Genomic DNA, 26,765 nt, shown 5'->3' with positions numbered 1-26,765 from the left:
TGCTTGGCTTATTGCCAAACGTTTTGCAGGCCTTCACTCGATAAGGATTTCGCCCATGCGTTTTAGCCGTGTTTGCAGGTGGCAGGTTGGTAATTGGCAAGCTGGTAAGTGGATAGCGAGTAAATGGATAGTTGTACTCGGCTGTGCGGTGGCTTCAACCGCCTATGCCGACGACGACAAACATTTCAGCGCCGTCATTGAGCGCGCCCAACAGCTTGCTGAAGCGCCTTATCAAGCCCCTGAAGAGACGCTGCCTGAGGTATTACGTGAACTCAATTACGATACCTACCGGCAAATTCGCTTTGATCCTGATCACGCCTATTGGCGCAATGAGAGTCCCTTTAGCCTCCAGCTATTTCACAGCGGCTTTCTCTTTCAAACCCCGGTTGCACTCAATGTGATCGAAAACGACACAGCCTCCCCGCTTCCCTTTTCGGCGGAAGACTACTCCTATGATGGCAATGCCGAAAAGCTGAAAGAGCACGATTTATCTGGCAGTGACCACGCCGGGTTTCGTCTGCATTACCCCCTAAATAATGAAGAGTACGCCGACGAGTTTGCCGTTTTTCTCGGTGCTAGCTACTTCCGCATAGTGGGGCGCGACCAAGCATACGGACTATCCACCCGCGGGCTAGCGATCGACACCGCCTCGCCTGAAGGTGAGGAGTTTCCGGCGTTTCGCGAATTTTGGCTTTATAAACCCAGCGCAGACGCCAAACAGATTGAGCTATTAGCGTTAATGGACAGCCCCTCTGTCAGCGGTGCCTATCGATTTATTATTGAACCCGGTGAAAAAACGCAGGTAGAGGTGGAAGCGGAACTGTTTGCCCGCGAAGACATTGCCAAGCTGGGGGTTGCGCCGCTCACCAGTATGTTCACTTACGGTGAGGCAAGCCGTGAGCGTCCCGATGATTTCCGCCCCCAGGTACATGACTCCGACGGCCTGCTGATGCATACCGGTAACGACGAGTGGATCTGGCGCCCGCTCACCAACCCAACACAGCTACGCACCTCGACTTTTGCTGATAGCTCTCCCCAAGGATTTGGCTTGATGCAGCGGGAGCGTGACTTTAACCGCTACCTGGATATCGAAGCCCAATACCACCGCCGCCCCAGTCAGTGGGTGGTACCGTTAGATGCGTGGGGGCCGGGCCTCGTGGAACTGGTCGAAATTCCGACACCCGATGAAACTCACGACAATATCGTTGCTTACTGGGTCGCGGATGATGCGTTAAATGCTGGCGAATCCCGTCGCCTCCACTACCTGACGCACACGCTCAACACGCAGCCGGAAGAGCACCACCTTGGCCGTGTGATCCGCACCCGCCATGGCAGTGCCGGCGTGCCGGGGCAAGAGGACTCGGCGACGCCAGGGGAGCGTCAGTTCATTGTCGACTTCCAGGGCGGAGCGCTTGAGGATATCACCGCCGACCAACCTGTCGAGCTGGATATCAGCACCCACCAGGGCGAGGTACAACTGCCCCAGGTAACCGCACTCCCCAATGGCGGCTGGCGAGCGAGCTTTCGGCTGCCCGCAAGCGACCAACCCAGTGATGTTCGCCTGCGACTCATGCTGAACGACGACCCCGTTAGTGAAACATGGAATTACGTCTGGTATCCCGATGCCGGATGAAGATATTCAGAAAACCCGCCTAATGCGGCGCATGGCGCTGCAACGGCTGCGGAGCGCGGGCGGGCTTGCTCGCTCGCTGTTTATTTATTGGCGCCCGGGGCGTCAGCGAGGGCTCCAGCGCCTCTACCAGCCGTTTATTCAGCCCGGCACTATCGCCTTTGATATTGGCGCTCACTTAGGTGACCGCAGCGCGGCTTTTCATGCGCTAGGCGCAAAAGTGATTGCCCTGGAGCCCCAGCCTGATCTCGCCAAGTGGTTTAAGCGATTGGTTAGGCCGAAAAGCATCACGCTGCTCCCCATGGCGGCTGGTCCAACAGAGGGCTTTGCCGACATCGCTATTAGCACCGGCAACCCGACGCTTTCCACCCTGGCCACCGAATGGCGCGAACAGATTGGCGAGCGCAATGCAGGCTTTAGCCAAGTGCGCTGGGAACAGCGCTTGCGGGTACCGGTCACCACGCTGGATACGTTAATTGAAGAGTATGGTGAGCCCAGCTTTATCAAGATTGACGTTGAAGGCTTTGAAGCAGAGGTGCTGGCAGGACTAAGCAGCCCGGTGGCCGCGCTTTCGGTGGAGTTTGTGGCGGGTGCATTAGCGGTCAACCACGACTGTGTTAACCATTTAAGTCGTCTTGGCGAGTATCGCTATAACGTGGTCGCTGGAGAGCAGCGCCATTTCCGTTGGGCCGAGTGGCAAACGCCGCAAGCGATGACCGAATGGCTAAGCGCTGGCGCTGACGAGCTAGCCTCTGGCGATCTCTACGCCTGCCGCTCGGATCATCAGTTGCTTCAGAACAATGTTCACAACAATGTTTAAACCCTAAAGGCTTTTCATTTCATGATTCACCACTGGCAAACGCTCACCGCACCGCAGTTAGCCGAGTTCGCCCAACGCGACCCGGTAGCGGTGCTGGTACTCGGCGCCATTGAACAACACGGCACCCACCTTCCTCTAGCTACAGACCTGACCATTGGCGAAGGTCTGCAAGCCGCCATGCTGCAGGAGCTTGATCCGAACCTTAATGTGATCTGCCTACCCGCCATTGCCGTCGGCGCAAGCGATGAGCACGCCAGTTTCCCAGGCACGCTGAGCCTGCCAGCGCCATTGGCGATCGCCACGCTAGAAGCGTATGGCGACAGCCTGGCCCGCGCTGGCATTCGTCGTCTGGTACTACTTAATAGCCACGGTGGCAATAAAGCGGTGATGGATTTAGCAGGCTTAACCCTGCGGCGGCGGCATGCAATGCGCGTGGTAAAAGCCACCTACACGCGGCTGCCACCGTTAGAAGGCGCCATTAAGGCTGATGAGCTGCGTTACGGGTTACACGGTGGGCTACTCGAAACTGCCATGATGCGCTATTTGGCACCCATGCTTGTCCAGCTAGATAACTATCAAGCCACACCGCCTGCGGCGCCCGCTGGCAATGCCTTAGTGAGTGCAGAGGGTGCAGCAGCGTTTGCCTGGTTAGCGGAAGATTTAAGCTCCCATGGTGTGGCCGGTGATGCCAGCCACGCCAGCGCCGAATTAGGCGAGCGGCTGGTAATGCATTATGCCCGCCAGTTAGCGGCAGTCGTGACAGAAACTGCCCACCTACCGCCGCTAACCAACTAAAACCACTTCACGATTGGAGCAGCTTGAGCTCGCGACCGTTTGCGGCGGTTAACGCTGCCCGCTTAGTACGTCTTCTAACAGATGCCCGCCGCGGGTGGCCTTGGCGTTTAGATAGCGCTGGTTATGATCGGTAACGCTGCCGTACAGCGCCTGGCGCGAGACGACCTCGATACCGCCCTGGCGCAGCGCTTCCATTTTCAGCGGGTTGTTGGTCAGCAGCTGCACTTGCTCAATATCAAGGGCGTTGAGCATATCTACCGCCACGGCGTACTGGCGCTCATCGTCCCCAAAACCAAGCACTTGGTCGGCATCCACCGTATCCAGGCCACCATCTTGTAAGGTGTAAGCGCGCAGCTTATTGGCTAAACCGATGCCTCGCCCCTCTTGGGCCAAATAAAGCAGCACACCGCCGCCCATGGCCTGAATATCGGCGACTGCATTGCGTAATTGCTCGCCACAGTCACAGCGTAAACTGCCAAACAGGTCACCGGTTAAACACGCCGAGTGCATGCGCAGTGGCACCGCACCTTCCCAACTCTCCGGCTTACCAATAACGACGGCAACATGCTCGCGTAAGCCGTCCGGCTCACGGAAAAGCACAAAGCGGCTTTCAGCGGCATCCTCCAAGGGAATATGTGCTTCGCTAACGCGCTTCAGCATGCCCGGCGCACCGGCCAAGCAGTGCTCAGCGTCTTTAGCGGTAACTTGCAGTAGCCGCCCTTCTGCTAGCTGTTGCTCGATATTCGCAGCGGCCTCTTTGCTGACAAAAGCACATAGCGCTGCTGGAATTAACAGCGCGCGACGCATCAGCGTAACGGCCCCTAGTTCGGCTAACCCCGCTGGCTTTAAGCCGCTTAGCAGCCCACCCGCAGGTTGCGACAGCGCCTCCGCCGTGGCTAAGCCATGCAGCTCATTGGTGCTTATCCTGGTCGCGAGCGGCAAGCTGGCGGCTTCAGCGGCTAACGTTACGCCCATGGCTGCCAAGCGGTGACGGGTAAGCACCAGCGAAGGCCGCGCGCCTGCTAACCGAGCAAGCGCTTCGACTGATTCACTACCTTCCAGTGCCTGTACTAGCAAACGCTGCTCACCGGCATTTACTACTACTGGCAATCCGCGACGGATATCGAAAATAGCTCGTTCAATCTGGTACATGTAGGCCTCCTGGCTTCCTGGCGTGGGGGATGATACGCGCTCGCGCTGAACGAGTTGCTCGGGCTACTGGCTCTGAACTACTTGCCCTAGACCAAGTAGAGCCCGCATGATGAAGCGGATTTATTAGCGCGGAGGCGTCATGCCCGACTCCCATGTCAATACGGGTATTAATAGCAGTGTTATGAATACTAGCGGCACTATTTCGCTGGTCGATGCCTGGCAATGGCTCTCGGCTCTGCGTCATCGGCGCCCTTGCGAGGTGGCGATCACCGTGACGCCAAGCGGCGAGTGGCAAACGGGTCAGCCGGTCAGTGTTGAGGCGCGTGAGCTGCTCGACTGCCTGACCCCATTGGCCAGTCGCCTGGCCTGGGTCGTGGCTCAATTGGGCCAAAGCCTTGATGGTCGCATCGCGACGGAAAGCGGCCACTCCCACTACATCAACGGCCATGAAAGTTTGGTTCACCTGCACCGCCTGCGCGCCCTGGTTGACGCGGTGGTCGTGGGCGCGGGCACCGCCAGCGCCGATAATCCTCAACTGACCGTGCGACACGTTAGCGGTACTAACCCGACGCGGGTGGTGCTGGACCCACGCGGCCGTATCCCTAATGACTTGGCGCTGCTGTGTAACAGTGCCGCGCCGACACTGCTGATTGTGGGGCCTGGGGTAGCGAACACGACGCTGCCTGCCCACGTTCAACGTTGCGTGCTGCCACTGGGTGCCAACGGCCAGTTCAATCCGCTTGATGTCATCACCCTGCTGGCCGATAAAGGCCTGCCCCGTGTGCTGATTGAAGGCGGCGGTATCACGGTATCTCAGTTTATCGAAGCAGGCGCCGTTGACCGGCTGCACCTGCTGGTCGCCCCGCTGCTGATCGGCTCCGGCAGGCCAGGGCTTCAAATGACGCCCATTCAGACGCTTGAGAGTGCGCTGCGCCCGCCCACGCGCACCTTCCGCTGTGGAGACGACACGCTGTTCGACCTGCATCTGCGGGATACCACCGCCTGAGGGCTGCGCTTTCTCGCGACGGCTCAGCGCCACCCAAATACCTGGTAGGCTCGCCAGCAGCACCAGCACACCGTAGGCCAACGACACCGCCACGCCTTGGGCGGGCGGCAGTCCTACCAGCGCCCAGACACCAGCCGCAGCGCCTTCCCGTAAACCCCATCCGGCCACGGAAAATGGAATCAACATCGCCAATAGCAGCACCGGTGCCAGCGCCAGCACCTCCAATACCGCTAGCTCAACACCAATTGCCCGCGCCGCACACACCATCACTAGGCCGTAGCTCAGCACAATGACCAGCGACGAGAATAGTTGCTGAGGCCATACATTACGCCGCCATAAGCCACGTTTAACGTCGCGCGCCAGGGCTTGGCACCAATGCGGCAGCCGTGCCAACCGATGGCTTATATGTTGGCGCAACAGCAGGCCGCTGGCGATAACCACGGCGAGAGCAGCCACGACGCCTAAGCCCACCGTAGTAAGTACTGACACTCCCAGCGCGGCATGCCAGAGCGGTGATAGCAGCAATGCCGCGAGCGTTAGCACGACCACAGCCACTTGGCCCGAGGCGCGCTCAATAATGACCGCTCGCCAAGCGCGACCGCGTGACTGCGCCTGAGCAGCATGACGATGTGCCCGCCCGGCGTCGCCCAGTACTCCACCGGGCAACAGCTGATTAACCAGCAGCGCCAAATAGTACTCTCGCAGGGCATAAGCAAACCGCAGCGGTACATCAATCAGCCCAGCGGTAAACTGCCAACGCCAAGCGCAGAGCATGATCTGCAGCGTACTGATGACTAACGCCAACACTACCCACCCAGCCGAGAAGCGCTGCACTTCCGCCACGATGGCCCGGGGGTCGACCCACAACAACACGGCCCCTAGCAAGGCAATACTGAGCACCACCCGCCGTAGCCATGAGCTTTGCAGGCATGGGCTAATGTACGCGCCTAGCCGGGTACACAACGTCTGAGCAAACCCCATCGGCTTAGGCCTCTTCCTGAGGCTTGGCAAACGGAGGGATGGCAAAGAGATCACGGTACCCCACCCAAATCCCCAGCTCGCCGTTGGCCACCGCCTGCTGGCGCTGCTCCAACCAGCTGGCAATGCGTGCCGCGGCGTCAGGGGCTTGTTCGGTGGCGGCCTCAGCCCAACCTTCCAACAGCGCCATCATTAACGGCTGCTGGTCATGGTTGCCAGCAGTCAGTTGCCATGGGGTATCGTCCTGCTCAATGCGATAATCGGCCTTCTCAAGGGTAGCTACTAACACCTCTTGAGCCTGACCGCCCAGCGCATCGCCCAAGCCTTTATCACGCTGCTGATGTGCAATAAACATGGCCAGCAGCCAGTGGTCTTCATCATCCAGCACCGGCTCGCCCTGGGCATCGATAAAGTGCCACTCTCCGGTCACGCTCAGCGCGATTAGAAGCGCTTGTTGCTGCTCGGCACAGCGCCCCACTAATGCCTCGATCCATTGCTGAGAAACCAGATCAAGCAGCGCCGACGCCGTCACTAGGTGCGCATCGTCCAGCGGCACATCGTCAAGCGGCTCCAGCGATACACAGTGCGTTTCGACGGCCACAGGCTGCCCTTGGCTATCGCTTAACCCGGCGGCACGCTGGCGCGCCTGCGCTAACAAAATGGCATCGTGGTCAATCAACTCCCATCGCTGGTGGGCGCTAAAACGCGGGGCCAGAAATCCCATGTTGCTCCCCCGGCCACAGCCAAGATCCGCGATCATCGGCGTTGAGCTACGTGCCTCCAACCACTCTGAAGCGAACTGAGCAAGGCGCTGGCTGCGTGAGGCGAAATCAGCGGCCTCGCGCAGCGTTAGCCAATCGGATTCAAACTGACTCCCAGCGCGCAAGGTTAGCGAATCATTGGAGGCATGGTTTTGCGCTGTTAACGCCGCGGCGAAGGCCTCGCTCGCCGCCTGCCAATCGCTTAACTGACCACGGGCCTGAGCAGCGCCATGACGCAGTTGCTGACGCAGTTCTGCATCGTTACAAAATCGGCTCAACGCGTCTTGAAGCGCCGCAACATCGCCCGGTTCAACGCTTAAACCTGCACCTTCTGGCAAGGTGTCGCGTAGCGCGCCACCGGTGGTGGTAATCACCGGCAGGCCATGGGCCAAGGCTTCGGTGACCACCATGCCATAGCCCTCGTACCAGGAAGGCAGCACTAATGCGTGCGCGTGTTGGTAAGCCGCTTCCAACGTCTCGCTATCGCACTCGCCGTGGAGGTGCACACTGCTTTGTAAACCGTTCTGATCAATCAGCTGTTGCACGCGTTGTGTAAACGCCGCGTCTCGCGCGCCGCCATAGCAGTCGCACTGCCATTGATCACCGGCCACTCCCGCTAGCGCTTGAACCAGAACATCTTGCCCCTTGCGCGGCGTTAGCGTTGCCACACATAGCAGGCGCAGCGTTTCACCAGCTTCTGCTTCTGGGCTAACCGGTGCCTGGGCCACGCCCGGTTCCACTACGGTGACACCTGCATTGATGGGTATGGCGTAGTGCGCCGCCAGTTCCGGCAAACGCCGAGCGGTAAAATGGCTGGTGACAATAGTGCGTGCCACAGAAGCCAGCGCGGTTAACTCGCTGCGATGAAAGCGCTGCTGATCAGCCTCATCAAGGCCCAGTTCATCGCCTAAGGGATGGTGCAGCAGCGCGGTAATGTCCAGCCGCGTTGCATGCTGGGCAACCACGTCAGGCAGCGCCCCCATGGCCAAGCCATCGATCACCACCGCCGCATGGTCGGGAAGTGTCTCAAGCGCTTGAGCTAGTGCCGCTGCCGCTTCGGCGTCCGCATCAGGAAACACGCCTGCCAGGCCCACGACGTCAATCTCCCAGCCCTGGTCACGTAGGGCCGAGACAATACGCGCATCGTAGATATAGCCACCGGTGCGCTGAGCAGGGTCACCGGCAACGATCAAGGTAAAACGCCGACTCATAGTGCGCCTTCGTAACTAGCCCAGGCCACATGAGACTCGTGCAGTTTGATCTCCATATGGGTAATGCCCTGGGCGGTGGTGCCCATTTTGCCTTCGCCGATCGCTTTGGCTAGCTGGTCGAAAATCACCTTAGCCATAAATTCGGTGGTGGTGTTTTTACCTTTAAATTCACTTACGTCATCCAGGTTTTGAAAGTTGTAGCCTGCCAATACCTCTTTGACTGTTTCGCTGGCAAGGCCAATATCGATCACTAAGCCATCCTCATCCAGCTCAGGGCGCTGGAAAACCACATCCACCACATAGGTGGCGCCATGGGTACGCTGGGCGGGGCCAAATATCTCGCCGTTAAAGCTGTGGGCAATCATAAAATGGTCACGAACGCATAAACGAAACATAAAAACTCCTGATTAATTGTTTAAAAACACAAGTTATGCGGAATATCGCAGCCGATGGCAGAGCTCAACACTACCGCGCCCAAACAGCGTATTAGCAAGCGTAGGCAATTGTTTAAAGTCGCTTTCACCGCTGATCAGTGCATCCAACCGCTCATCCACCAGTAAGCTCAGCGCGAGCCTAAGGCGACGCTGGTAGTCCCAACGTGGGCGAAGTTTTGGTGGCAGTTGGCCTACCTGGCTGGCTTTAAGCGTCAGCCGCTGGGAGTGGAAAGCGCCGCCCAAAGGAATCGCGACGTCGCCCTCGCCAAACCAGCTCATTTCGATAATGCGCCCTTCGCTACCCACTAACTCCAAGGCCTGGCGCAAGCCAGCCGAGTGGCCGCTGGCATGGATCACGCAATCTTGATCATGGGGGGCTTGTTCAGGTGTGGCGAAGGCAACGCCTAGCTGCTCGGCGAGCTGGCGGCGCGCTGGGTTGATATCGACCAAATGCACATCGACGCCGGGTACCTGGGCACACAGGTACGCCACTAGTGCACCGACGACACCAGCACCAATAACGCAAATCCGCTCGCCCAGCATGGGCTCGGCATCCCACACGCCGTTGATGGCCGTTTCCATATTGGCGGCCAATACGGCGCGTTTAGCGGGCACATTGGCAGGCACTTCAAGCACCGCTGAAGCAGGTACGGTGTAGTAGTCTTGGTGGGGGAACAGGCAAAAGACGGTTTTATCTAAGAGCGCGTCCGGCCCTTGTTCAACGCGACCAACGCTGCAGTAACCGTACTTGACCGGGGCGGGAAACTCACCCGACTGAAAAGGGGCGCGCATGCGCGAAAATTCGCTTTCAGGCACTCGACCGTTAAACACCAGCGATTCGGTGCCTCGGCTAATACCGCTGTACAAGGTGCGTACCTGCACTTCATCCTGAGCGGGCGTCGCCAGAGGCTCAGCCCGCAACTCGCCTTGGGCTGGGCTGGTCACCCAGAAGGCGGTGGCGCAGCGGTTTTTGCCAGCGTGAAGGTTTTTGCCAACGTATAGTTTTTTGCCAACATCGTCAGGCGTCGACATGAGCGATCCTTTTCGTTACAAGCTCAACTAAACCGAGCTCTATTTCATTCCATTGAAAGTAGCGTGGGGCCATGGCGCTGCACATTAAGGCGAGGTTGCTCGTTATGTGACTTGGCCCCTTACCATACTGGACGGCCACCTCTTGAATGGCCTCATGCAGAACAGTCATTAATGGCTCACCATCTTTAGCGTAGCGGTTGAAGAGAAATTATTCGATTAACAATGTGCAACACTTGAAGCTAACTAGGCTATTTTCCTTGATCATATAGACAACCCTACCTTCTTCTACAAGAATGGTACATATAAAAATACTTGCATCATTTATTTCAACTGCGGACAGCGATGCCGCTTCGTGAGCCACCATGCCGTTTTTTTCAAATGCCTCATCCATGACACTACCCAAACGGCTTTATAGCGCTGCAGAGCTACTGCTGGGCGGCTTGGTGCTGATGGCTGTGGGTAAAGCATTACCGCAATTAATGGCTACCTCGGCTAACTGGTGGGTTGCCTCGGCCTTCTACACGTTTATATCTATCTTAGTGATGGTGTTCTGGACCCACGGTTCACTGGGTTGGGCAAACCGGGTCACGCTGGCCCGCGCGGTATTAGTCGCGCTGCTGGCAGGTGCGCTCGCCGCCAATGCGTTTGTAGAGGTCATCTGGCAGTGGTTGGCAATTGCGGTGATCGCTCTACTGTTGGATGGCGTTGATGGCTGGATTGCCAGGCGCACCAAAAGCCACTCACTGTTCGGCGCGCGCTTTGATATGGAGCTGGATGCCCTACTGATATTGCTACTTTGCGCAGGATTGCTGCGGTTAGAGTCTCTGGGCCTGTGGGTGCTGATGATTGGGGGGATGCGCTACCTGTTTGTAGCCGCCAGTTGGCCGTTCCCCTGGCTTGCAGAACCGCTGTTCGAAAGCTTTCGCCGTAAAGCCGTATGTGTCTGGCAGGTGGTTGCGCTGCTGTTGGCGTTAACGCCACTTACCTCCCACCTTGTTGCCAGCCTGCTGGCCATTAGTGCGTTGCTTTCATTGCTATATTCATTTGGCATTGACGTTTGGTGGCTGTCACGAAAAACACGCCGCTACTAATGCACTGCGTCTTCTAGGGAGCCATTTCGCAGCTTAGCGATAAATGCTTGGATAAGCTGTTTCTTCCTTACTATAGTTATTTTCAAGCTATTCGTAATTTTCAAATTGTCAGTATTTTTTAAGCTGCTTTTTCGCCTGTTCGTGTGCTGGGAGATTCCTATGGATCACTCGATAACAGCACCCTATTCATCCGCCCAGCAAACAGCCAAGGCCATCGCTGCTGCTTGTGAGCCGCTGCCAAGTTTGCAAGAGGAAGACGCATTCGGCGCCCATTTTGATCGTTTCGGCGATGCCAAGATTGTGTTGCTAGGTGAGGCGTCCCATGGAACCTCTGAATTCTATCGCGCCCGCGCCGCCATTACGCGACGACTTATCGAACAGCACAATTTCAATATTGTAGCGGTTGAAGCGGATTGGCCGGATGCTGCATACATCGACCGCTATGTTCGGCATCGCGCTGCAACAAGTGACGACCGACAAGCTTTCACACGGTTTCCCGCTTGGATGTGGCACAACGAAGAGGTGGCGACTTTCACCGAATGGTTGCGCCAACACAATGCCGAGCTGCCTTTCAGCCAACGTACCAGCTTCCGTGGGTTGGATATCTACTCACTGCGCGCGTCCCTTTTCGCCGTGCTTGATTACCTGGATCGAATCGACCCGGAAGCCGCTCAAGCGGCCCGTCAACGTTATGGCTGTTTAACGCCCTGGCAAAGCGAACCAGCCTTGTACGGTCACGCCCTATTACAAGAAGAACAAGATACGTGCGAAGAGGCAGTGGTTGAGCAACTTCAGGCGCTACTGGAACACCGCATTGAGTATATGGCCAAGGAGGGCGAAGAAGCCTATTTCAATGCCACCCAGAACGCCCGCGTAGTGAGAGCCGCCGAACAGTACTATCGGCTTATGTACCGTGGTTCCACCCAGTCATGGAACCTACGAGACCGCCACATGTTCGATACGCTACAGCAGGTGATAGAAGCCAAAGGAGCAGACGCTAAGGTAGTGGTCTGGGCGCATAATTCCCATATCGGTAATGCGTCGGCCACTGAAATGGGCTGGCAGGGTCAATTCAATATCGGCGAGCTGTGCCGCACCGCCTATGGCGATCAAGCTGTTTTAATCGGTTTCGGCACACACACGGGGATCGTGGCAGCGGCTGACAACTGGGATTCGCCAATGAAGATCAAGCAGATCGTGCCGTCACGGGCAGACTCCTTTGAACGAATTTTTCATGAAACACAGTTGCCACGCGCCTTAATTGAGCTGCGCAACCCTCAACACTCTAAGGTTCGAGAACAGCTAACCCAAACACGCCTGGAGCGTGCTATTGGCGTCATCTATCGTCCGGAAAGCGAGTACTACAGCCATTACTTCAAGGCCTCGCTAGCAGAGCAGTTTGATGCCTATGTGTGGTTCGATGAGACCACCGCAGTGACGCCACTGCCGAGCGAAAGGCCCCAGGGAGTACCCGACACTTATCCTTTTGGGGTTTAGGCCGCTTGGCGCTTAGGAGCCACACATGCACACGCAACAAGCACTTTTTGATAATCGACGAGCAGCAGGACGAAAGCTTGCCCACGCATTATCCGGGGCGCGATATGACCTAGTGCTGGCACTACCTCGAGGGGGTGTGCCCGTTGCCTACGAGATAGCGATAGCCCTTAAACTTCCGTTGGATGTGGTCATCGTGCGTAAGATTGGCGCGCCTGGGCAACCCGAGGTTGGGCTAGGCGCTGTCGTCGATGGCGACCCACCTCAGGTGGTATGGACCGCGGATGTGCTGCAGGTTTTTCAGCCTTCTGAACGTTATCTTGAAGCTGAAGTAGAGCGCCAACTAAGCGAGATAACCCGCCGCCGTCAGGCCTATATTGGTAACCGGGCGCCCATTAACGTGAGCGAACGTCATGTATTACTGGTGGATGATGGTATCGCCACTGGCGGAACCGCAAAAGCAGCCGCCAGGGCACTACGCCAGGCAGGCGCCGCTTCCGTTACTCTGGCAGTGCCTGTCGCTCCGCAATCCACATTGGATGAGTTAGCTACCGAGGTTGACGATTTGGTCTGTTTAGCTACTCCCGAGCCTTTTATCGCCGTTGGCCTTCACTATCAAGATTTCACCCAAACCAGCGATGATGAAGTGATCACCCTTTTGCAGAAGGCCCCCTCTTTTTAACGCACTCTTTTGAACGTTCTCTTTGATATAGATGAAAAGACAAAAAAGCCAGCTTTCACGACGTATGAAAGCTGGCTTTGTTTAATCTAGGTTTAGGCTTTTACGCTGCCTTTTTCGTACAAAACCTAGGCAGCCATCGCAGCACACTCACTGGCGCAATGATGGCACGCCTTAGCGCACTCCTGACAATGCTCGGCATCGTGTTTGGCACACTCATCACCGCACGCTTTGCAAATATCAGCGCATATTCGGCAGATGTCCTTGGCGTATTCACTCCCCTGGGCCATGAAGGAAGCTGCCAAGCGGCAAATTTGCGCGCATTGGCGATCCAAACGGATACACTCAGCCATCATTTTCACATCATCTTCTTGCAAGCAGGCAGTAGCGCAAGAATCACAATAAACGGCGCAGACATTACACGCTTCAATACACGACTTATATTTTTCAAATTCCATCTTTCCACCCTCCTTGTCAAAAAACGAGAACACGGCTGGCCATTCGCAAGGCAGGCCTTGCAAGCCGTACGTTGAACTCCAATGGGTCGCATTTCTATGGAGTGCGTATAAAAGAGTAGAACAGCCTGTTTTCAACACAAGCGAAGCAAGCGGCCTCATTAACGGCCTAGCACTCCAATCCTAGCCGCTGGTGCCACTCGGCAAGACTCTCATCCGGGTACTCATCAAAGCATTTGTCTTGAAACTGCGCATTGACCTCGACCCAATCCGCCCGGCTTCCCAGCATCATGTGTGTTTTCTTGGGAGGGGTCGGCAAGTCGGTATCAATCGCTGAGGCAAAGGGATGCACCAGCTCGGGCCAATCGGGGTCATAAACCCATAGCGACGATGCACAGTGTTTGCAGAAATGCCGCTCCCCTGTGCTCTGCTCCCCCTTGATAAGCGCGCGATAGACGCTGATATGCTCTTCACCCGTCACCTTTAGCGTTTCGTTATCGCCGCTAAGGTTGATGGCGTAGCCGCCACCACCTGCCGTTTTGCGGCAAATGGAGCAGTAACAGCGGTTGAAAGGATAAGGGTGGTGTGACGTCACACTAAACGTCACTGCTTGGCAGTGGCATGAACCTTCGAGCAGCATAGTTGCCTCCGTTTGCAGCGGTTACCCAAGACGAATATCAAGGCGCGACAGCATGAACCGAGTGCGATCTTAAGCTCTCTCTTAAGTTCTCACTCAAGCCCTCTCTTAATATCTTAGCTTAGCGCATAGGATCTAGGCCGCTTTTAACGGGGATAATTGACGCTGTTTGTAAGTCAAGGCATCAGCGTTCAGCCTCTAAGGCTTGAAGCAATTCAGCCACGGCCATCTCCCCTTCAGGCTCGTCAAACGCTTGTGCCAGGGAACCTTGTACATAGCTCAAAAAACGAATGGCGGCGGGGGGTAAGCGGCGTTGTCGCCTGACCACAAAGTGCCAACGACTTTTCAGCGGAAAGCCCTGCAGCGGCAGTTCTTGGACACCGTTGGGCGAATCTGCAACAACGTGGCGAGATAGCACTGCTAGGCCCATGTTTGACGCCACCGCTAGCCGAATAGCCTCATTACTGGCGATCTGCTGGGTAGAGCGTAGCTCAATACCCGCATTATACAGCCAGGCATCAAAGGTATGCCGAGTCGCAGAGCCCGGTTCACGCAGCAGAAATCGCTCCTCTTTGAGTGCGTCCATGTTGAGACCCTCTACGCTTGCCCAACGACAATGCTGGGGCCCCACCACTACCAATGGATTGCTCAGAAAAGGCGCGGCTAACACATCGTCATCAATGGGTGGATGACTAAATACGTAGATGTCATCCTCATGGCGTTCAAAACGATTGAGCATCTGCTGGCGATTACCTATCTCCACCGTGACATCTACCTGGGGGTTAGCCTGACCAAACGGCCCTAACAGCCGTGGCAGTACATATTGCGCGGTGTTCACCAAGCCGATACTGAAATGCCCGCGCCCTCCGCGGTTGTACTCTTCCAGGTACTGATTAAACACATCGGCACGGCTAAGCAAATCTTGGCTAAGTTGATAAAGCGCCTGACCAACCTCAGTGGGCACCAAGCGACCTTCCTCGTGGCTCACAATTGGTTCACCGACAATCTCTCTCAGCCGCTTTAACTGCTGAGACACCGTGGGTTGGGTCAGGTGGAGCCGATTTGCAGTGGCCGTCAGTGAGCCTGTGCGAACCACGTCGGCATAGACCTGTAGCAAACGAAAAGTGAGTTGTCGTACTTTCATAGCCAGCACCATAGAAAATCATCTATGACTGTATAAAGTCTATTTGTTTTCATCAATCTCTTTGGATCGCTAAAGTAACCGCTTTAAAACCCATCAAGGAGATTGGCCGTGCCGGATATTGTGGTGATGTTTTTTGTACTAGGAGTGGTTGCCGGTGTGGTGCGCTCTGATCTCAGTATTCCCAAAGCCGCTTATGACATATTGAGCCTGCTGCTGATGCTGACCATTGGCCTTAAAGGCGGCATGGCGCTGCATGGCAGTTTGAGCATATCGCTGCTGGTCGAGTTAGCTGGTGTCACTCTGCTGGGGATCATCATTCCACTGATTATCTTTCCGGTGGTTCACTATTTGGTGAGGCTATCCATTGCCGACAGCGCCAGCCTTGCCGCCCACTATGGCTCCGTTAGCGCCGGTACGTTCGCCGTGGCCCTGGCGTATACCGAAGCGCATAGCCTAATAACAGGTGGGCAGGTGACGCTCTACCTGGTACTGCTCGAACTACCGGCCATCATGCTGGGCCTGTTGCTCTACCGGCGCTTCAGCCGTAAAAAGGCCACTGACACAACGTCAGAGCCGATCAAAACTTCCGGATTGTGGCACGAAACTCTGACCAATCGCGGCGTGATCCTGTTGGTGGGCGGTGTCCTTATTGGCTGGCTATATGGCCCCGATGCTGGTGAGTCGGTGACTGGCCTATATACCAAAGCCTTCCATGGCATTCTGGCGCTGTTTCTGTTGGAGATGGGCCTGGTCGCGGCAGAAACACTGCGCAGCCTGCGGTGGGGGCACAGCCGTCTGATTATATTCGCGCTGGCGGCACCTATCGTGTTTTCTTGCTTTGGCCTGCTAGTGGCGTACTGGCTAGGGCTACCCACTGGCTCAGCGGTAATTTTGGCGAGTCTTACCGCCAGTGCCTCTTACATTGCCGCCCCCGTTGCCATTCGCGCCGCTATCCCAGACGCCAACATTGGCCTAGCCATGTTGGCGTCATTAGGACTGACCTTCCCTTTTAACGTGCTAATCGGCATTCCGCTCTATCATCAACTTTGGGCATGGCTGGTAGGATGAGGTGAAGTATCCAACGTAGAGCTGTGATGGCTGACCAATGGGCCAGACAATTTACGCAGCGCCACGTAGAACACCGGGGTTAAAAACAGGCCAAACAGGGTGACGCCGATCATACCGGCAAATACCGCCGTACCCAGTGCTGCCCGTACCTCGGCACCCGCGCCGGTGGCAACTACCGAAGGCAACACCGCCGCCGTGAAGGCGATCGACGTCATGATGATCGGCCGCAGCCGCAACCGGCAGGCTTCCAGGGCCGCTTCCACTACGTCCTTGCCCTGCAGTTCCAGCTCGCGGGCGAACTCCACGATCAGGATGGCGTTCTTACACGCCAGGCCAATCAGCACCACCAGCCCCACCTGTACAAAGATGTTGTTGTCACCCCCGCCAAACCAGACGCCGATTAGCGCCGCAAGCATCGACATGGGCACGATCAGAATCACCGCCAGCGGTAGCGTCCAGCTCTCGTAGAGGGCCGCCAGCACCAGAAATACCAGCAGGATCGACAACGGAAAGACCACCAGCGCCGCATTACCCTGGGTGGATTGCTGATAGCTCAGGTCGGTCCACTCTAATTCCATGCCCGGTGGCAGCACCTCTTCCGCCAGGGCGGTAATAACATCCATTGCTTGTGTGGAAGAGAGTACCCGAGGATCGAACTCACCAGCCAGATCCGCTGCTGGATAGCCGTTGTAGCGCAGCACCGGGTCTGGGCCGAAGGTTTGCCGGATATCCACCATCGTACCGATGGGCACCATCTCCCCCTGGTCATTACGGGTACGCAGCCGGGCGATATCTTCTACGCTGGCCCGGAAAGGTGCGTCCGCCTGGGCGATCACCTGCCAGGTACGGCCAAAGCGGTTGAAGTCATTCACATAGGTCGAGCCAAGATAGGTCTGCAGAGTGTCGAACAGTTCGGTCAACGGCACGCCCTGGGCCTTGGCCCTCAACCGATCCACCTCGGCATCCAGTTGCGGCACGTTGGATTGATAGCTGCTGATTGGAAAGCCCATCCCCGGCGTTTGCGCAATCGCACCCTGGAGTTGATTGACCGCCTGCTGCAGCGCGCCATAGCCAAGGTTGCCGCGATCCTCGATAAACAGCTGAAAGCCCGACCCATTGCCCAGGCCCAGGATCGGCGGCGGCATAAAGGAGAATGCAAAGCCTTCTTTCAAGCCGCTAATGCCCTGGTTGATGCGGGCATTTATTTCCGCAGCGCTCAGGCTGCGCTCACCAAAGGCGCTGAGAGTAAGAAAAGCTACCCCGGTGTTGGAAGTATTGGTGAACTGCAGCGCGTTAAGGCCGGGAAAGGCAACGGCGTGCTCCACGCCTTCGGTCTCCATGGCGATGTCCACCACGTCCTGAAGCATCTGATCGGTTCGCTCCAGCGACGCACCTTCCGGCAGAATGACGCCCGCAATCAGATAAAGCTTGTCCTGCACTGGAATAAAGCCGGGTGGCACCGCCTTGAACATCACCCCGGTGCCCAGCAGCAACAGCGCGTAGACCACAAACACCGCGCCACGATGCTTCAGGGAGCGGGCTACACCGCCCTGGTACTTGTGGGAGCTGGCGTTAAAGAAACGGTTGAAGGGCCGGAAGATCCAGCCGAATAGTGTATCGATCACGCGAGTGAGTCGGTCTTTGGGCGCGTTATGCGGCTTAAGCAGCATCGCCGCCAGCGCGGGCGACAGGGTCAGCGAGTTGATGGTGGAGATCACCGTGGAGATGGCAATCGTCACCGCGAACTGGCGGTAGAACTGCCCGGTCACGCCAGAGAGAAAGGCCATGGGGATAAACACTGCACACAGCACCAGCCCCACGGCGATGATCGGCCCGGAAACTTCCTTCATGGCCTGATGCGCGGCGGCCTGGGGCTTGAGGCCCTCCTCGATGTTCCGCTCCACGTTTTCCACCACCACGATGGCGTCGTCCACCACGATACCGATGGCCAGCACCAGCCCAAACAGGGTCAGTGTGTTGATGGAGTAGCCCAGCAGGTAAAGCGCCCCAAAGGTGCCGATCACCGAGACCGGCACCGCCAGCAGCGGAATAATGGAGGCCCGCCAGGTCTGCAGGAACAACGTGACCACCAGCACCACCAGCAGTACGGCTTCCATCAGCGTTTTCACCACGGACTCAATCGAGTCATTGACGAAGATCGTGGTGTCGTAAACCGCTTCATATTCAACGCCTTCCGGGAACTGTTCGGACAGCTCGTCCATGGCGGCGACCACCTGCTCGCGGATAGCCAGTGCATTGGCCCCCGGCGCCTGGAAGATACCGATGGCGACCGCGTTCTGGCCGTCCAACTGCGAGCGCAGCGTATAGTTCCCGGCACCCATTTCCAGCCGGGCCACGTCCGAGAGCCTCAGGATCTCGCCGTTCTCGCCGCGCTTCAGCACGATGTCACCAAACTCCTCCACCGTCTCCAGCCGCCCTCGGGCATTGATCAGGGTGAGAAAGTCACTCTCTTCAATGGGTTCGGCCCCCAACTGACCGGCGGATACCTGCACGTTCTGTTCGCGCATGGCCCCCACCACGTCGCTGGCCGTCAGGCCACGGGCGGCTATGCGATCGGGATCAAGCCACGCCCGCATGGCGTAGTCACCCCCGCCGAATATTTGCGCGTCGCCTACGCCTTCAAGCCGGGCCAAGCGATCACGGACATTCAGCCGCACATAGTTGCGTAAGTAGAGTGTGTCGTATTCACCGCTGGGCGAGGTCAGGTGAACGACCATCAAAAAGGTAGGCGACTGCTTCTGAGTGGTGACACCTTGACGACGCACGGCTTCCGGCAACCGAGCCTCGGCCTGGCTAACGCGGTTCTGTACGCGAACGGCAGCCTGCTCAGCATCGGTGCCGGGACGGAAGGTGATGGTCATTTGCAGCACGCCATCAGAACCCGCAACAGACTTGAGGTACATCATGTCCTCGACGCCATTGATGGCTTCTTCCAACGGCGTCGCCACGGTCTCGGCGATCTCCTTCGGGTTGGCGCCGGGGTAAACCGTCCTCACCACCACGGAGGGCGGCACTACATCTGGGTACTCGCTGATGGGCAGATTGGGAATGGAGATCAGCCCCACCGCAAGAATGATGATCGACAGCACCGCCGCAAAAATTGGTCGGTCCACGAAGAAACGGGAGAAATTCATGGCGGTTTACTCCTCCCTGGCCGCAATGGTGGGCTGATCGTCGGAAATAGGGGCATCAGCCGCTGGGGCGGCCGCTACGCTTTGCGGGCTCACTTCCATTCCGGGGAAGAACACTTTTTGCACGCCATTGACGATCACTCGATCACCCGCTTGAAGCCCTTCGGTGATGACTGTTCGTTCTGCCACCTGCCGCCCTGTGGTTACCTGGCGCTGCTCTGCCTGGTTATTCTCATTGACGACATAGACGTAGCGGCGATCCTGATTAGTCAGCACTGCCTTGCGGTCTACCAGTAATGCTTGCTCTAAACGAGCGACCGGCATTTCGACCCGTGCAAACTCTCCAGGCCGAATGCGGCCCTCCGGGTTGGCCAGCACCGCCCGGAATTGCAGAGTGCCCGTATTGGGGTTTAAGCGATTGTCGATAAAGTCCAGGGTGCCCGTGTACAGCCGCTGGGGGTCGCCGCCCAGCTCGATTGTCAGGCTATTCGTCGCGCCAACGGTCAAGAGTGTCTGGCTGGCAAACGCGGCCTGCTCATCCGCCTCAAAGTAAACGTGTACTGGATCAATGCTTACCAGCGTGGTCAGCAGGCTCTGATCGGCATTGGCCAGATTGCCGCGGGTTACCATTGTCCGACCGGCACGACCACTAACCGGCGCCGTAATGCGAGTGTATTCCAGGTCTAGCTCGGCGGTATCTAACGCTGCCTCGGCGGCATCCACCATGGCGCGAGTATTATTCAGTGCCGCTTGACGCTGGTCATGCACCTCTTGGGAAATGGCCTGACGCCCCAGCAATACCCTGGCACGCTCGGCTTCGCTGCCAGCTTGAGCCAGCTGGCTCTTGGCCTGAGCAAGGTCCGCCTGGGCGGCGCCAACACGGGCCTGGTAAGGCCGCTGATCGATCAGGAACAGCAGGTCCCCCTGCTCGACCAGTTCTCCCTCTTCAAACGCCACTTCCTGAATATAGCCACTCACCCGGGCTCTTAACTCGACCGTTTCAGCCGCTTCCACCCGCCCGGTAAACGACTCGCTCAAGACCACCGGCCGAGCGACGATTTCCGCGACGTCGACTTCCGGCGGCGGCGGTGAAGCAGGCGCTGCTGCCTCCTCACTCTTGGCCTCGCACCCGGTCAACAAGGCCGTTAGTAGCAGGAACAGAATCACCGCCCGGCTGCTTACAAAACGGGTTCTTTGAGACAGACTTCCCATGATCACTTGCTCCAATGGCTACCGAAAACCGATAGCAGCGTTCGTTGTACATTGCGCACCGCGCAGGCGGTTGACGATTAACTAGTCGTTTAAACAACGTCAGAATCGACAGTCATTTATTGTTATCAGGAGGGCTGAATGGGCTGGCATGATTGAGCAGTGCCTTACTGTCAACCGGACGTTACTCACCATAGGCGACACGAACGCATTCGAGGTAGCGGGTTTCTGCGGGAAGATTGCCTAATTCTGCCGTGGCGGTTGAAAGCATTAACAAGGCGGGCGACTCAAGATAAAGCGTTATTTCCGCGCCTGAGCTTGATGAAGGACTGATGACACTCAGTGTGGATTGCCGGTTTCTGCGAGGTGCTTGCCTGAACCTGCAAAAACACATGAAAAAGCATTCGATTGGTGAAGCGAAAGCATATACTTCGAGCTATTAGGGAGGAGAGCCATTGACCGTTATCGTGCCTGAGCAGATCGCCCATTTCAGCGACAGCCTGCCCCAGCAGCTGAGCCAAATCGCCCGCCGTTGGACGCCCTTGGAAGAGCTCCAGGATACGGCGATTGCCGAAGTGCAACTCGTGCGTGCTGACGCCCCCACCAGCTTTCACTGTGCCGTATACGAGCCATGCCTGTGCTTTGTCATTCAGGGCAGCAAGACCGTGCTACTGGGTGACAAGGAGATCGTCTACACCGGCCCCAGCTACATGGCGAGCGCCGTTCATCTACCGGTGGTAGGCAGGATTGACCATGCGACTCCCGAACGCCCCTACTTGGCGGTAAAGGTGTCGGTGAATCCTCAGGAGGTAGCGGGACTGATACTGGAACTGGGCGACACAGCGCCGCCCGCGGGGAATGACACTATCTGCCCCGAGATGGACTGCGGCTTAAAGTCGGCCCCGATGGATTCACGTATGCAGAGCGCGCTTTACCGACTTTTAAGCCTGCTCGACGCTCCTGAAGATATTAAGGTGCTTTCGCCCCTGGCCCGTCGTGAGCTGATCTATCGGGCACTGATGGGTGCAATGGGGCCTCACATGCGTCGGTTTACCGCCTCGGACTCCCAGGCTAACCGCATTGCGCGGGTCATCTACGCCCTTAATGAACACTACGCCCAGCCGCTAAAAATCCGCGAGCTGGCGGCAGTCGCTAATATGAGCGAATCAACCCTGTACCACAGCTTCCGGCAAGTCACCCGTATGTCGCCGCTACAGTTTCAAAAGAAGCTACGCCTGCACGAAGCGCGGCGGCTCATGCTGGCCGAAGGGTTGGAAGCAGCCACCGCAAGCTACCGGGTAGGTTATGAAAGCCCTTCCCACTTCAGCCGCGAATATAGCCGCATGTTTGGAGCCCCACCGCGGGCAGATGTTAGCCAGTTGCGTGCAGCCGGAGCAGCACCGCTGCCCGCTTAGTCGGCAGCGTTATGGGTATCTAACGCAGTTGATGGGGAAGCAAACTCACTATGCAGGCAAACGTTGGCTGCATCGGCACCTGTTTTATCGAACGTGTCGTAAAAACACATCTGATTAGAACCGGCTTTTTTGGCTTGATACATCGCCTGATCCGCGGCTTCCAACAACGCATCGGGAGAGGAGGCGGCGCCAGGATAAAACGCGATCCCAATGCTGACGGAAATCTGAATGCGCTGTTGCCCCATGTGAAATGGCATCGCCAGGGCATCGATGATCGTCTGCGCCACAAGTTCTACATCTTTGCGCTGCTCGGCGCCGGTGAGAATCACGGTAAATTCATCCCCACCTAGACGTGCCACCGTATCGTTGGCTCGCACACAGTCGGCAAGGCGTTCCGCCACATCAGACAGTATGCGGTCACCCGCTTCATGGCCAAGCGAGTCGTTGACGTCTTTAAAGCCATCGAGATCCATAAAGAGCAGCGCAAGAGGCCGACTACGGCGATTGGCATGTTTGATTTCCTGTTCCAACCGGTCCAGAAAAAGGCGCCGGTTCGGCAAGCCGGTCAAAAGGTCATAGTGGGCGTTATGCCATGCTTTCTCTTCCGCAATGGCCTGCTCAGTAATATCGCGGGAAATGCACACCGTCGCTTCAGTGTCTTGTTGCTCATCAAGCACAGGGGCAAGTAGATACTCGAACCGCTCACCCTGGCCAGAAGCAAAGGTATGGGCAAACTTACCGCGAAAAGTAGTCTGTTCAGCAATGACCTTATCCAAATTGCGCTGAAAGTCAGAGGCAAAGGAAAAGCCAAGGTCAAATGTGGATTTACCAATAATCGCCTCAGGCGCCATCGCGAACAAATCGGCAGTGGCCTTATTGGCATAGATAAACCGACCGTCGAGATCCAATACATAAATTGGGTCTGGGGATGCGAGCAGAATGGCACCGAACAGGCGTGTTTCCATCTCTTTTTCGGTAGCGTACTGCTCCAATGACTCTGCGACGGCCTGGTCTATCGCTTCATGGAAACGGGTGAGATCTTCAAGCCGTTGGCCCGCAAGCGTTGGGTGCGCTTTACTCCAGTGCGACACCACGCTCGCGCGCAGCGCCCGAAACTCAGATACCGTTTCAATAACGGTGAAGCCGCTATTCTGCCGGTCCCCACCGTGCACTTCTGCCCAGGTCTCCTCCTCGCCCTTTGGTGTGCCCCCTTTCGATTTAGCAGCCTGTGCGGACTCATCCTGAGGTGAATCGATATCAGCGGCAATCGCCAACAGCATTTCCTTGGCATGATCGCGCAGACTCTCCCTGTCCATATTCTTAGCATGATAGAGGGTCTTAGAAAATCGTTCCCAATCAAGCAGAATCGCCTCAATTTCAGCCCGAATAAACGCCGCTAATCGCATATTAATCTCTACTTATTTAGCTCAAAGTAACAGCAGAAAAGATCAAGAAAATGCCCGCTTCATGGGGACTTTCACTTAATAGCACTGTTTCAACCATACTCAGCATGCTAGCGAATACCGGCGGAAATTCAGTGAGTACATACTGTAACACGAGCACCCAATGGTGAAGCATGATTTTGTCTGCCCGGCGGTGACGACCAAGTGCTTGCACAGCGAGCAGCTAAATAACAGCACTTAACCTTATTAGCTTAAACAACCAAACATGGCCGTCTATCAAAACATTTAAGCCATGATTTAAAACCCACAAAATAATTAACACCATCTTAAACATTAAAAAACCGAGCCTATTAACCAAAGTAGATACAACATTAAAAAAGGCAACAAAATCAGCTAGCACACACATTGTTAGCCAAGGCTATGTTAGTTCGCTATTTCAAACTTTATTTTTATAAAACCACCTTGTTTGTTTATTAAAAGCTGATAGGATTCAGCACTATTAAATACCCGACGATTAAACTCAAGTATGGATTCTGCTTTCATACTGACGGGGTTCTACGCGGTACTTTTTCAGCGAGCGAGTTCATATTTCATGACGCCTTTCACCCTGTTGTTCCTGGCCGTTTCCATGTCGGCAGACGCCTTTGCCGCCTCCCTCAGCAAAGGCGCCGAGCTGAAAAAGCCCCGTTTCCGGCATGCTATCGGTATTGGTTTGGTATTTGGCGTGATTGAAGCAATAACACCGGTACTTGGCTGGGCGGCGGGTAAGGCATCGCAGCAGTATGTGCAGGCCTGGGATCACTGGGTGGCCTTTACGCTGCTCTCGATTATTGGCCTGCATATGATGTATGCCGGACTCAAAAAAGACGACAAGATAGAACAGCGCAAACAAACACTGTGGCTATTAGTGTTAACCGCCACGGCGACCAGTATTGATGCCATGGCCGTGGGCGCCAGCCTTGCATTTATTGATGCCAACATTGTCGCCACCAGCTTAGCGATTGGCCTCGCCACCACCGTCATGGCTTCCATGGGCACCTTCCTGGGCCACAAACTCGGCAAGTTTGTTGGCCACTGGGCGGAGTTGATTGGCGGCGTCGTATTGATTGGTATTGGTTTAGCAGTATTGGCAGAACACACCGCGTTTTTTTGAAGAATTCCCTCCCCTTCAGGCTTCCTACTTCCCCAGCTCGTTAGCGCGTCTACCTGTACTGTTCAAGCCTTAGGGAGTAGGGTAGCCCATCCGGATTGATCCTCTCAGCGCTTTGCTGCTGCTTTATTGCAGCTTTCTGCGCGCGTTTAATCCGGCCCCTCTATTAAGGCGCTTCCAACGCCTGAACTTGCACGACCAGGCTGCCAACCGCAGTCTCATCTCGCTACAGACATACCTAGAAAGATGTTCTGTTTTTTACTTACGTCCTGTCGCGGCCACCCCGTAAAGGGAGCTGTGGTTGCCATTTAGGATGCTAGGGCTGCAAAGCCTACGGGTATTCAATGAACGAAGAAAATTTCTATCAATTCTCGACTCTGACTGTGCTCGCCTTGCTGGCGGCTTTTTATGGCGGCACTTACCTGCTCACTCTGCTGATCAAGAAGAAAAAGGAGAATACCGACGCCTTCATGGTGTCCAATCACCAGATCGGTTTTGGCCTTGGCGCTGCCAGCATGACCGCCACTTGGATCTGGGCGGCCTCATTCTACGGCGCCGCTACCTCGGGTTACACCTACGGCATTTCCGGCCCTTTGCACTACGGGCTGTGGGGCGCGTTGATGATTCTGTTCATCTACCCCTTTGGCCGTCGCTTTCGCAAACTGGCGCCCAACGCGCACACCCTCGGTGAGCTGATCCATGCCCGCCATGGCTCTTCAAGCCAGTTGATTCTCGCCTCCTCCAACATTCTGGGTAGCATCATCAGTCTGATGGTGAACTTCACGGCTTCTGGCGCGCTGGTCTCGGTGCTTTCACCTCTCTCGTTTCAGGCCGGTGTGGTGATTGCCGGGGTCGGCGTGCTCTCCTACACGCTGTGGTCAGGTTTCCGCGCCTCGGTGCTGACGGATTTCGCCCAGCTAATGGCGATGATGGCCGTAGCCATTTTGATTATTCCAGCGGTGATGTTCGCCCTCGGTGGCCCAGAAACGCTGTCAGATGGCATGAGTCTCCTTACGCCAGAACAAGCCAACCTGTTCTCGATGGACGCGATTCTCAATCAAGGTGCGCCCTTCTTTGTGGCGGTGCTGGCTTACGCGATTGGCAACCAGACCATCTCCCAGCGGCTATTTGCCGTTCGTGAAGACCATATCAAACCGACCTTTATCACCGCGACCATTGGTTACGGTGCGATCGTTATCGGTTTGGGCATGATTGGCTTGATGGCGCTGATGACCGGCATGGAGCCCATTGGTGGCGACATGAACAACCTGATCCCGCAGATGGTTTCGATGTACCTCTCGCCAGTGTTTATCGGGCTGTTCTTTATCCTGGTGATCGGTTCGCTCTCCTCTACTGCTGACTCGGACCTCTCTGCCATGTCGGCGATTGTGATGGCCGATGTGTACGGCAAGAACATCGCCAAAAACAAACCTGACCCGACCAAGATGCTGTTTATCGGCAGGCTGACCATGATCGTTGCAACGCTGATTGGGGTGATTCTCGCCAGCTTCTCGATGGACATACTGATCATGCTGGTCTTTGTTGGTGCTCTTTGGGGCGCGATCGTGTTCCCGGTTATCGCCAGCTGCTTCTGGGATCGCGTGACCAACAAGGCCTTCACCTCTGCGGTGATCGCGGGCTTGGTGATGTTCTGCGTCGCACGATTCGAGCTAGTACCGATGATTGGCGTCACTGCGGGGCTGTTTGAACTACTCGCCGCCGTCGGCGGTGGTGTAGTGCTCGGTTTAATGGCCTTCGGGTTCTGCGGACGCCGGGTTGGCTTGGTCTTCGGCACACTCTGCGCCATCGTGCTGGCCTACTTCTGCGTCGGATTCCTGCGGGACTACACGGTGCTACTGGCCTCCTTAATGGCCTACGGCGTCAGCACCATTGTCTGCATCGGCGTCAGCCTGATGAGCTCCAATAAGTTCGACTTCTCCCAGATCGATCAGAAAGTGATCAACTACGATCCGGCCAAGCCTGCTACACAAGGCTAAGCCCGGCGTTACGTTCGAGTCACTTCATCCGCTGGTGCGCCAAGCGCACCAG

General features: G+C 56.4%; 22 protein-coding genes and 1 pseudogene. 11 read left to right on the top strand and 12 right to left on the bottom strand.

Annotated features, from left to right (window positions below; all coding sequences use genetic code 11):
• Window positions 1–55: 55 nt before the first annotated feature.
• Genes CXF87_RS06395 through CXF87_RS06385 form a run of 3 tightly spaced genes read left to right on the top strand, consistent with a single transcriptional unit; the run spans window position 56 to window position 3,245 of the window.
• Complete coding sequence (locus CXF87_RS06395) at window positions 56–1,633, top strand: glucan biosynthesis protein (protein ID WP_101145959.1); 1,578 nt, start codon at window positions 56–58, stop codon at window positions 1,631–1,633.
• Complete coding sequence (locus CXF87_RS06390) at window positions 1,623–2,450, top strand: FkbM family methyltransferase (protein ID WP_101145957.1); 828 nt, start codon at window positions 1,623–1,625, stop codon at window positions 2,448–2,450. Before CXF87_RS06395 ends, CXF87_RS06390 begins: the two co-directional genes overlap by 11 nt.
• Window positions 2,451–2,471: 21 nt before the next feature.
• Window positions 2,472–3,245, top strand: a complete 774-nt coding sequence (locus CXF87_RS06385; RefSeq protein ID WP_101145956.1) for a creatininase family protein — start codon at window positions 2,472–2,474, stop codon at window positions 3,243–3,245.
• Window positions 3,246–3,293: 48 nt separating this feature from the next.
• On the opposite strand, the gene ribA is transcribed toward CXF87_RS06385, so the two are convergent.
• Window positions 3,294–4,397: a GTP cyclohydrolase II RibA gene (gene ribA / locus CXF87_RS06380; protein ID WP_101145955.1), complete on the bottom strand. Its 1,104-nt coding sequence runs from the start codon at window positions 4,395–4,397 to the stop codon at window positions 3,294–3,296.
• Between the two features lie 139 nt (window positions 4,398–4,536).
• Between ribA and CXF87_RS21910 the strand changes: the two genes are divergently transcribed.
• The gene (locus CXF87_RS21910) at window positions 4,537–5,403 is read left to right on the top strand and encodes a RibD family protein (RefSeq protein ID WP_332870626.1); all 867 of its coding nucleotides are present in this window, start codon (window positions 4,537–4,539) and stop codon (window positions 5,401–5,403) included.
• Window positions 5,404–5,460: 57 nt separating this feature from the next.
• Here the strand turns inward: CXF87_RS21910 and CXF87_RS21905 are convergent.
• The 5 genes and pseudogenes from CXF87_RS21905 to CXF87_RS21735 form a co-directional block, all read right to left on the bottom strand.
• Window positions 5,461–6,384 (bottom strand): annotated as a pseudogene (locus CXF87_RS21905) (lysylphosphatidylglycerol synthase transmembrane domain-containing protein); the annotation flags it as partial.
• A gap of 4 nt (window positions 6,385–6,388) precedes the next feature.
• Window positions 6,389–8,353 carry a glycosyltransferase gene (locus CXF87_RS06370; RefSeq protein WP_101145951.1) on the bottom strand — a complete coding sequence of 655 codons (1,965 nt, stop codon included), beginning with the start codon at window positions 8,351–8,353 and terminating at the stop codon, window positions 6,389–6,391.
• Window positions 8,350–8,748, bottom strand: a complete 399-nt coding sequence (locus tag CXF87_RS06365; protein ID WP_008958245.1) for a 6-pyruvoyl trahydropterin synthase family protein — start codon at window positions 8,746–8,748, stop codon at window positions 8,350–8,352. Before CXF87_RS06365 ends, CXF87_RS06370 begins: the two co-directional genes overlap by 4 nt.
• A 33-nt stretch (window positions 8,749–8,781) precedes the next feature.
• On the bottom strand, window positions 8,782–9,819 hold the full coding sequence (locus CXF87_RS06360) for a zinc-dependent alcohol dehydrogenase (protein WP_101145950.1): 1,038 nt from the start codon (window positions 9,817–9,819) through the stop codon (window positions 8,782–8,784).
• A 208-nt stretch (window positions 9,820–10,027) separates the two neighbouring features.
• The gene (locus CXF87_RS21735; RefSeq protein ID WP_008958248.1) at window positions 10,028–10,210 is read right to left on the bottom strand and encodes a hypothetical protein; all 183 of its coding nucleotides are present in this window, start codon (window positions 10,208–10,210) and stop codon (window positions 10,028–10,030) included.
• Between CXF87_RS21735 and CXF87_RS06350 the strand changes: the two genes are divergently transcribed.
• The 3 genes from CXF87_RS06350 (at window position 10,182) to CXF87_RS06340 (ending at window position 13,086) form a co-directional block, all read left to right on the top strand.
• Complete coding sequence (locus CXF87_RS06350) at window positions 10,182–10,910, top strand: CDP-alcohol phosphatidyltransferase family protein (RefSeq protein WP_101145948.1); 729 nt, start codon at window positions 10,182–10,184, stop codon at window positions 10,908–10,910. The two genes, CXF87_RS21735 and CXF87_RS06350, sit on opposite strands and share 29 nt — an antisense overlap.
• Before the next feature lie 159 nt (window positions 10,911–11,069).
• Window positions 11,070–12,407 (top strand): erythromycin esterase family protein, encoded by a 1,338-nt coding sequence (locus tag CXF87_RS06345; protein ID WP_101145947.1) that lies wholly within the window; start codon window positions 11,070–11,072, stop codon window positions 12,405–12,407.
• 25 nt (window positions 12,408–12,432) lie between these two features.
• Complete coding sequence (locus CXF87_RS06340) at window positions 12,433–13,086, top strand: phosphoribosyltransferase (RefSeq protein WP_101145946.1); 654 nt, start codon at window positions 12,433–12,435, stop codon at window positions 13,084–13,086.
• Between the two features lie 125 nt (window positions 13,087–13,211).
• On the opposite strand, the gene CXF87_RS06335 is transcribed toward CXF87_RS06340, so the two are convergent.
• From CXF87_RS06335 to CXF87_RS06325, 3 genes are all read right to left on the bottom strand, one after another.
• Window positions 13,212–13,436, bottom strand: a complete 225-nt coding sequence (locus CXF87_RS06335) for a four-helix bundle copper-binding protein (RefSeq protein WP_348534232.1) — start codon at window positions 13,434–13,436, stop codon at window positions 13,212–13,214.
• 271 nt (window positions 13,437–13,707) lie between these two features.
• Entirely contained in the window at window positions 13,708–14,178 is a 471-nt protein-coding gene (locus CXF87_RS06330; protein ID WP_101145944.1) for a GFA family protein, read from the bottom strand.
• A gap of 181 nt (window positions 14,179–14,359) precedes the next feature.
• Window positions 14,360–15,319 (bottom strand): LysR family transcriptional regulator, encoded by a 960-nt coding sequence (locus tag CXF87_RS06325; protein WP_232774720.1) that lies wholly within the window; start codon window positions 15,317–15,319, stop codon window positions 14,360–14,362.
• 108 nt (window positions 15,320–15,427) lie between these two features.
• On the opposite strand from CXF87_RS06325, the gene CXF87_RS06320 reads away from it, so the two are divergent.
• Window positions 15,428–16,387, top strand: coding sequence for a sodium-dependent bicarbonate transport family permease (locus CXF87_RS06320; protein WP_101145942.1), 960 nt, complete (start codon window positions 15,428–15,430; stop codon window positions 16,385–16,387).
• Here the strand turns inward: CXF87_RS06320 and CXF87_RS06315 are convergent.
• Together CXF87_RS06315 and CXF87_RS06310 are read right to left on the bottom strand one after the other, a co-directional pair.
• Complete coding sequence (locus CXF87_RS06315; RefSeq protein ID WP_101145941.1) at window positions 16,360–19,542, bottom strand: efflux RND transporter permease subunit; 3,183 nt, start codon at window positions 19,540–19,542, stop codon at window positions 16,360–16,362. The genes CXF87_RS06320 and CXF87_RS06315 overlap by 28 nt on opposite strands.
• Before the next feature lie 6 nt (window positions 19,543–19,548).
• Entirely contained in the window at window positions 19,549–20,751 is a 1,203-nt protein-coding gene (locus tag CXF87_RS06310; protein WP_101145940.1) for an efflux RND transporter periplasmic adaptor subunit, read from the bottom strand.
• A gap of 452 nt (window positions 20,752–21,203) precedes the next feature.
• On the opposite strand from CXF87_RS06310, the gene CXF87_RS06305 reads away from it, so the two are divergent.
• Window positions 21,204–22,163, top strand: a complete 960-nt coding sequence (locus CXF87_RS06305) for an AraC family transcriptional regulator (RefSeq protein WP_101145939.1) — start codon at window positions 21,204–21,206, stop codon at window positions 22,161–22,163.
• On the opposite strand, the gene CXF87_RS06300 is transcribed toward CXF87_RS06305, so the two are convergent.
• On the bottom strand, window positions 22,160–23,569 hold the full coding sequence (locus CXF87_RS06300; protein ID WP_101145938.1) for a GGDEF domain-containing protein: 1,410 nt from the start codon (window positions 23,567–23,569) through the stop codon (window positions 22,160–22,162). The two genes, CXF87_RS06305 and CXF87_RS06300, sit on opposite strands and share 4 nt — an antisense overlap.
• 589 nt (window positions 23,570–24,158) lie before the next feature.
• On the opposite strand from CXF87_RS06300, the gene CXF87_RS06295 reads away from it, so the two are divergent.
• Together CXF87_RS06295 and CXF87_RS06290 are read left to right on the top strand one after the other, a co-directional pair.
• Window positions 24,159–24,719 (top strand): manganese efflux pump MntP, encoded by a 561-nt coding sequence (locus CXF87_RS06295; RefSeq protein WP_101145937.1) that lies wholly within the window; start codon window positions 24,159–24,161, stop codon window positions 24,717–24,719.
• A 341-nt stretch (window positions 24,720–25,060) separates the two neighbouring features.
• On the top strand, window positions 25,061–26,713 hold the full coding sequence (locus CXF87_RS06290) for a sodium:solute symporter family protein (protein ID WP_101145936.1): 1,653 nt from the start codon (window positions 25,061–25,063) through the stop codon (window positions 26,711–26,713).
• The last annotated feature ends 52 nt before the right edge of the window (window positions 26,714–26,765 follow it).

The sequence above is a fragment of the Halomonas sp. MES3-P3E genome (genome assembly GCF_002836035.1).
GTDB classification, from domain to species: domain Bacteria; phylum Pseudomonadota; class Gammaproteobacteria; order Pseudomonadales; family Halomonadaceae; genus Vreelandella; species Vreelandella arctica.
Note: the sequence above shows the minus strand (reverse complement) of the source record. Positions and strands in the feature narration are given on the sequence as shown.

Coding starts and splice junctions, on each gene's coding strand:
- CXF87_RS06315 (WP_101145941.1), bottom strand. CDS start 19,542: ATGAATTTCTCCCGTTTCTTCGTGGACCGACCAATTTTTGCGGCGGTG.
- CXF87_RS06290 (WP_101145936.1), top strand. CDS start 25,061: ATGAACGAAGAAAATTTCTATCAATTCTCGACTCTGACTGTGCTCGCC.
- CXF87_RS06340 (WP_101145946.1), top strand. CDS start 12,433: ATGCACACGCAACAAGCACTTTTTGATAATCGACGAGCAGCAGGACGA.
- CXF87_RS06310 (WP_101145940.1), bottom strand. CDS start 20,751: ATGGGAAGTCTGTCTCAAAGAACCCGTTTTGTAAGCAGCCGGGCGGTG.
- ribA (WP_101145955.1), bottom strand. CDS start 4,397: ATGTACCAGATTGAACGAGCTATTTTCGATATCCGTCGCGGATTGCCA.
- CXF87_RS06370 (WP_101145951.1), bottom strand. CDS start 8,353: ATGAGTCGGCGTTTTACCTTGATCGTTGCCGGTGACCCTGCTCAGCGC.
- CXF87_RS06350 (WP_101145948.1), top strand. CDS start 10,182: ATGCCGTTTTTTTCAAATGCCTCATCCATGACACTACCCAAACGGCTT.
- CXF87_RS21910 (WP_332870626.1), top strand. CDS start 4,537: ATGCCCGACTCCCATGTCAATACGGGTATTAATAGCAGTGTTATGAAT.
- CXF87_RS06295 (WP_101145937.1), top strand. CDS start 24,159: ATGACGCCTTTCACCCTGTTGTTCCTGGCCGTTTCCATGTCGGCAGAC.
- CXF87_RS06390 (WP_101145957.1), top strand. CDS start 1,623: ATGCCGGATGAAGATATTCAGAAAACCCGCCTAATGCGGCGCATGGCG.
- CXF87_RS06300 (WP_101145938.1), bottom strand. CDS start 23,569: ATGCGATTAGCGGCGTTTATTCGGGCTGAAATTGAGGCGATTCTGCTT.
- CXF87_RS06325 (WP_232774720.1), bottom strand. CDS start 15,319: ATGAAAGTACGACAACTCACTTTTCGTTTGCTACAGGTCTATGCCGAC.
- CXF87_RS06360 (WP_101145950.1), bottom strand. CDS start 9,819: ATGTCGACGCCTGACGATGTTGGCAAAAAACTATACGTTGGCAAAAAC.
- CXF87_RS06385 (WP_101145956.1), top strand. CDS start 2,472: ATGATTCACCACTGGCAAACGCTCACCGCACCGCAGTTAGCCGAGTTC.
- CXF87_RS06395 (WP_101145959.1), top strand. CDS start 56: ATGCGTTTTAGCCGTGTTTGCAGGTGGCAGGTTGGTAATTGGCAAGCT.
- CXF87_RS21735 (WP_008958248.1), bottom strand. CDS start 10,210: ATGGATGAGGCATTTGAAAAAAACGGCATGGTGGCTCACGAAGCGGCA.
- CXF87_RS06335 (WP_348534232.1), bottom strand. CDS start 13,436: ATGGCTGAGTGTATCCGTTTGGATCGCCAATGCGCGCAAATTTGCCGC.
- CXF87_RS06365 (WP_008958245.1), bottom strand. CDS start 8,748: ATGTTTCGTTTATGCGTTCGTGACCATTTTATGATTGCCCACAGCTTT.
- CXF87_RS06330 (WP_101145944.1), bottom strand. CDS start 14,178: ATGCTGCTCGAAGGTTCATGCCACTGCCAAGCAGTGACGTTTAGTGTG.
- CXF87_RS06345 (WP_101145947.1), top strand. CDS start 11,070: ATGGATCACTCGATAACAGCACCCTATTCATCCGCCCAGCAAACAGCC.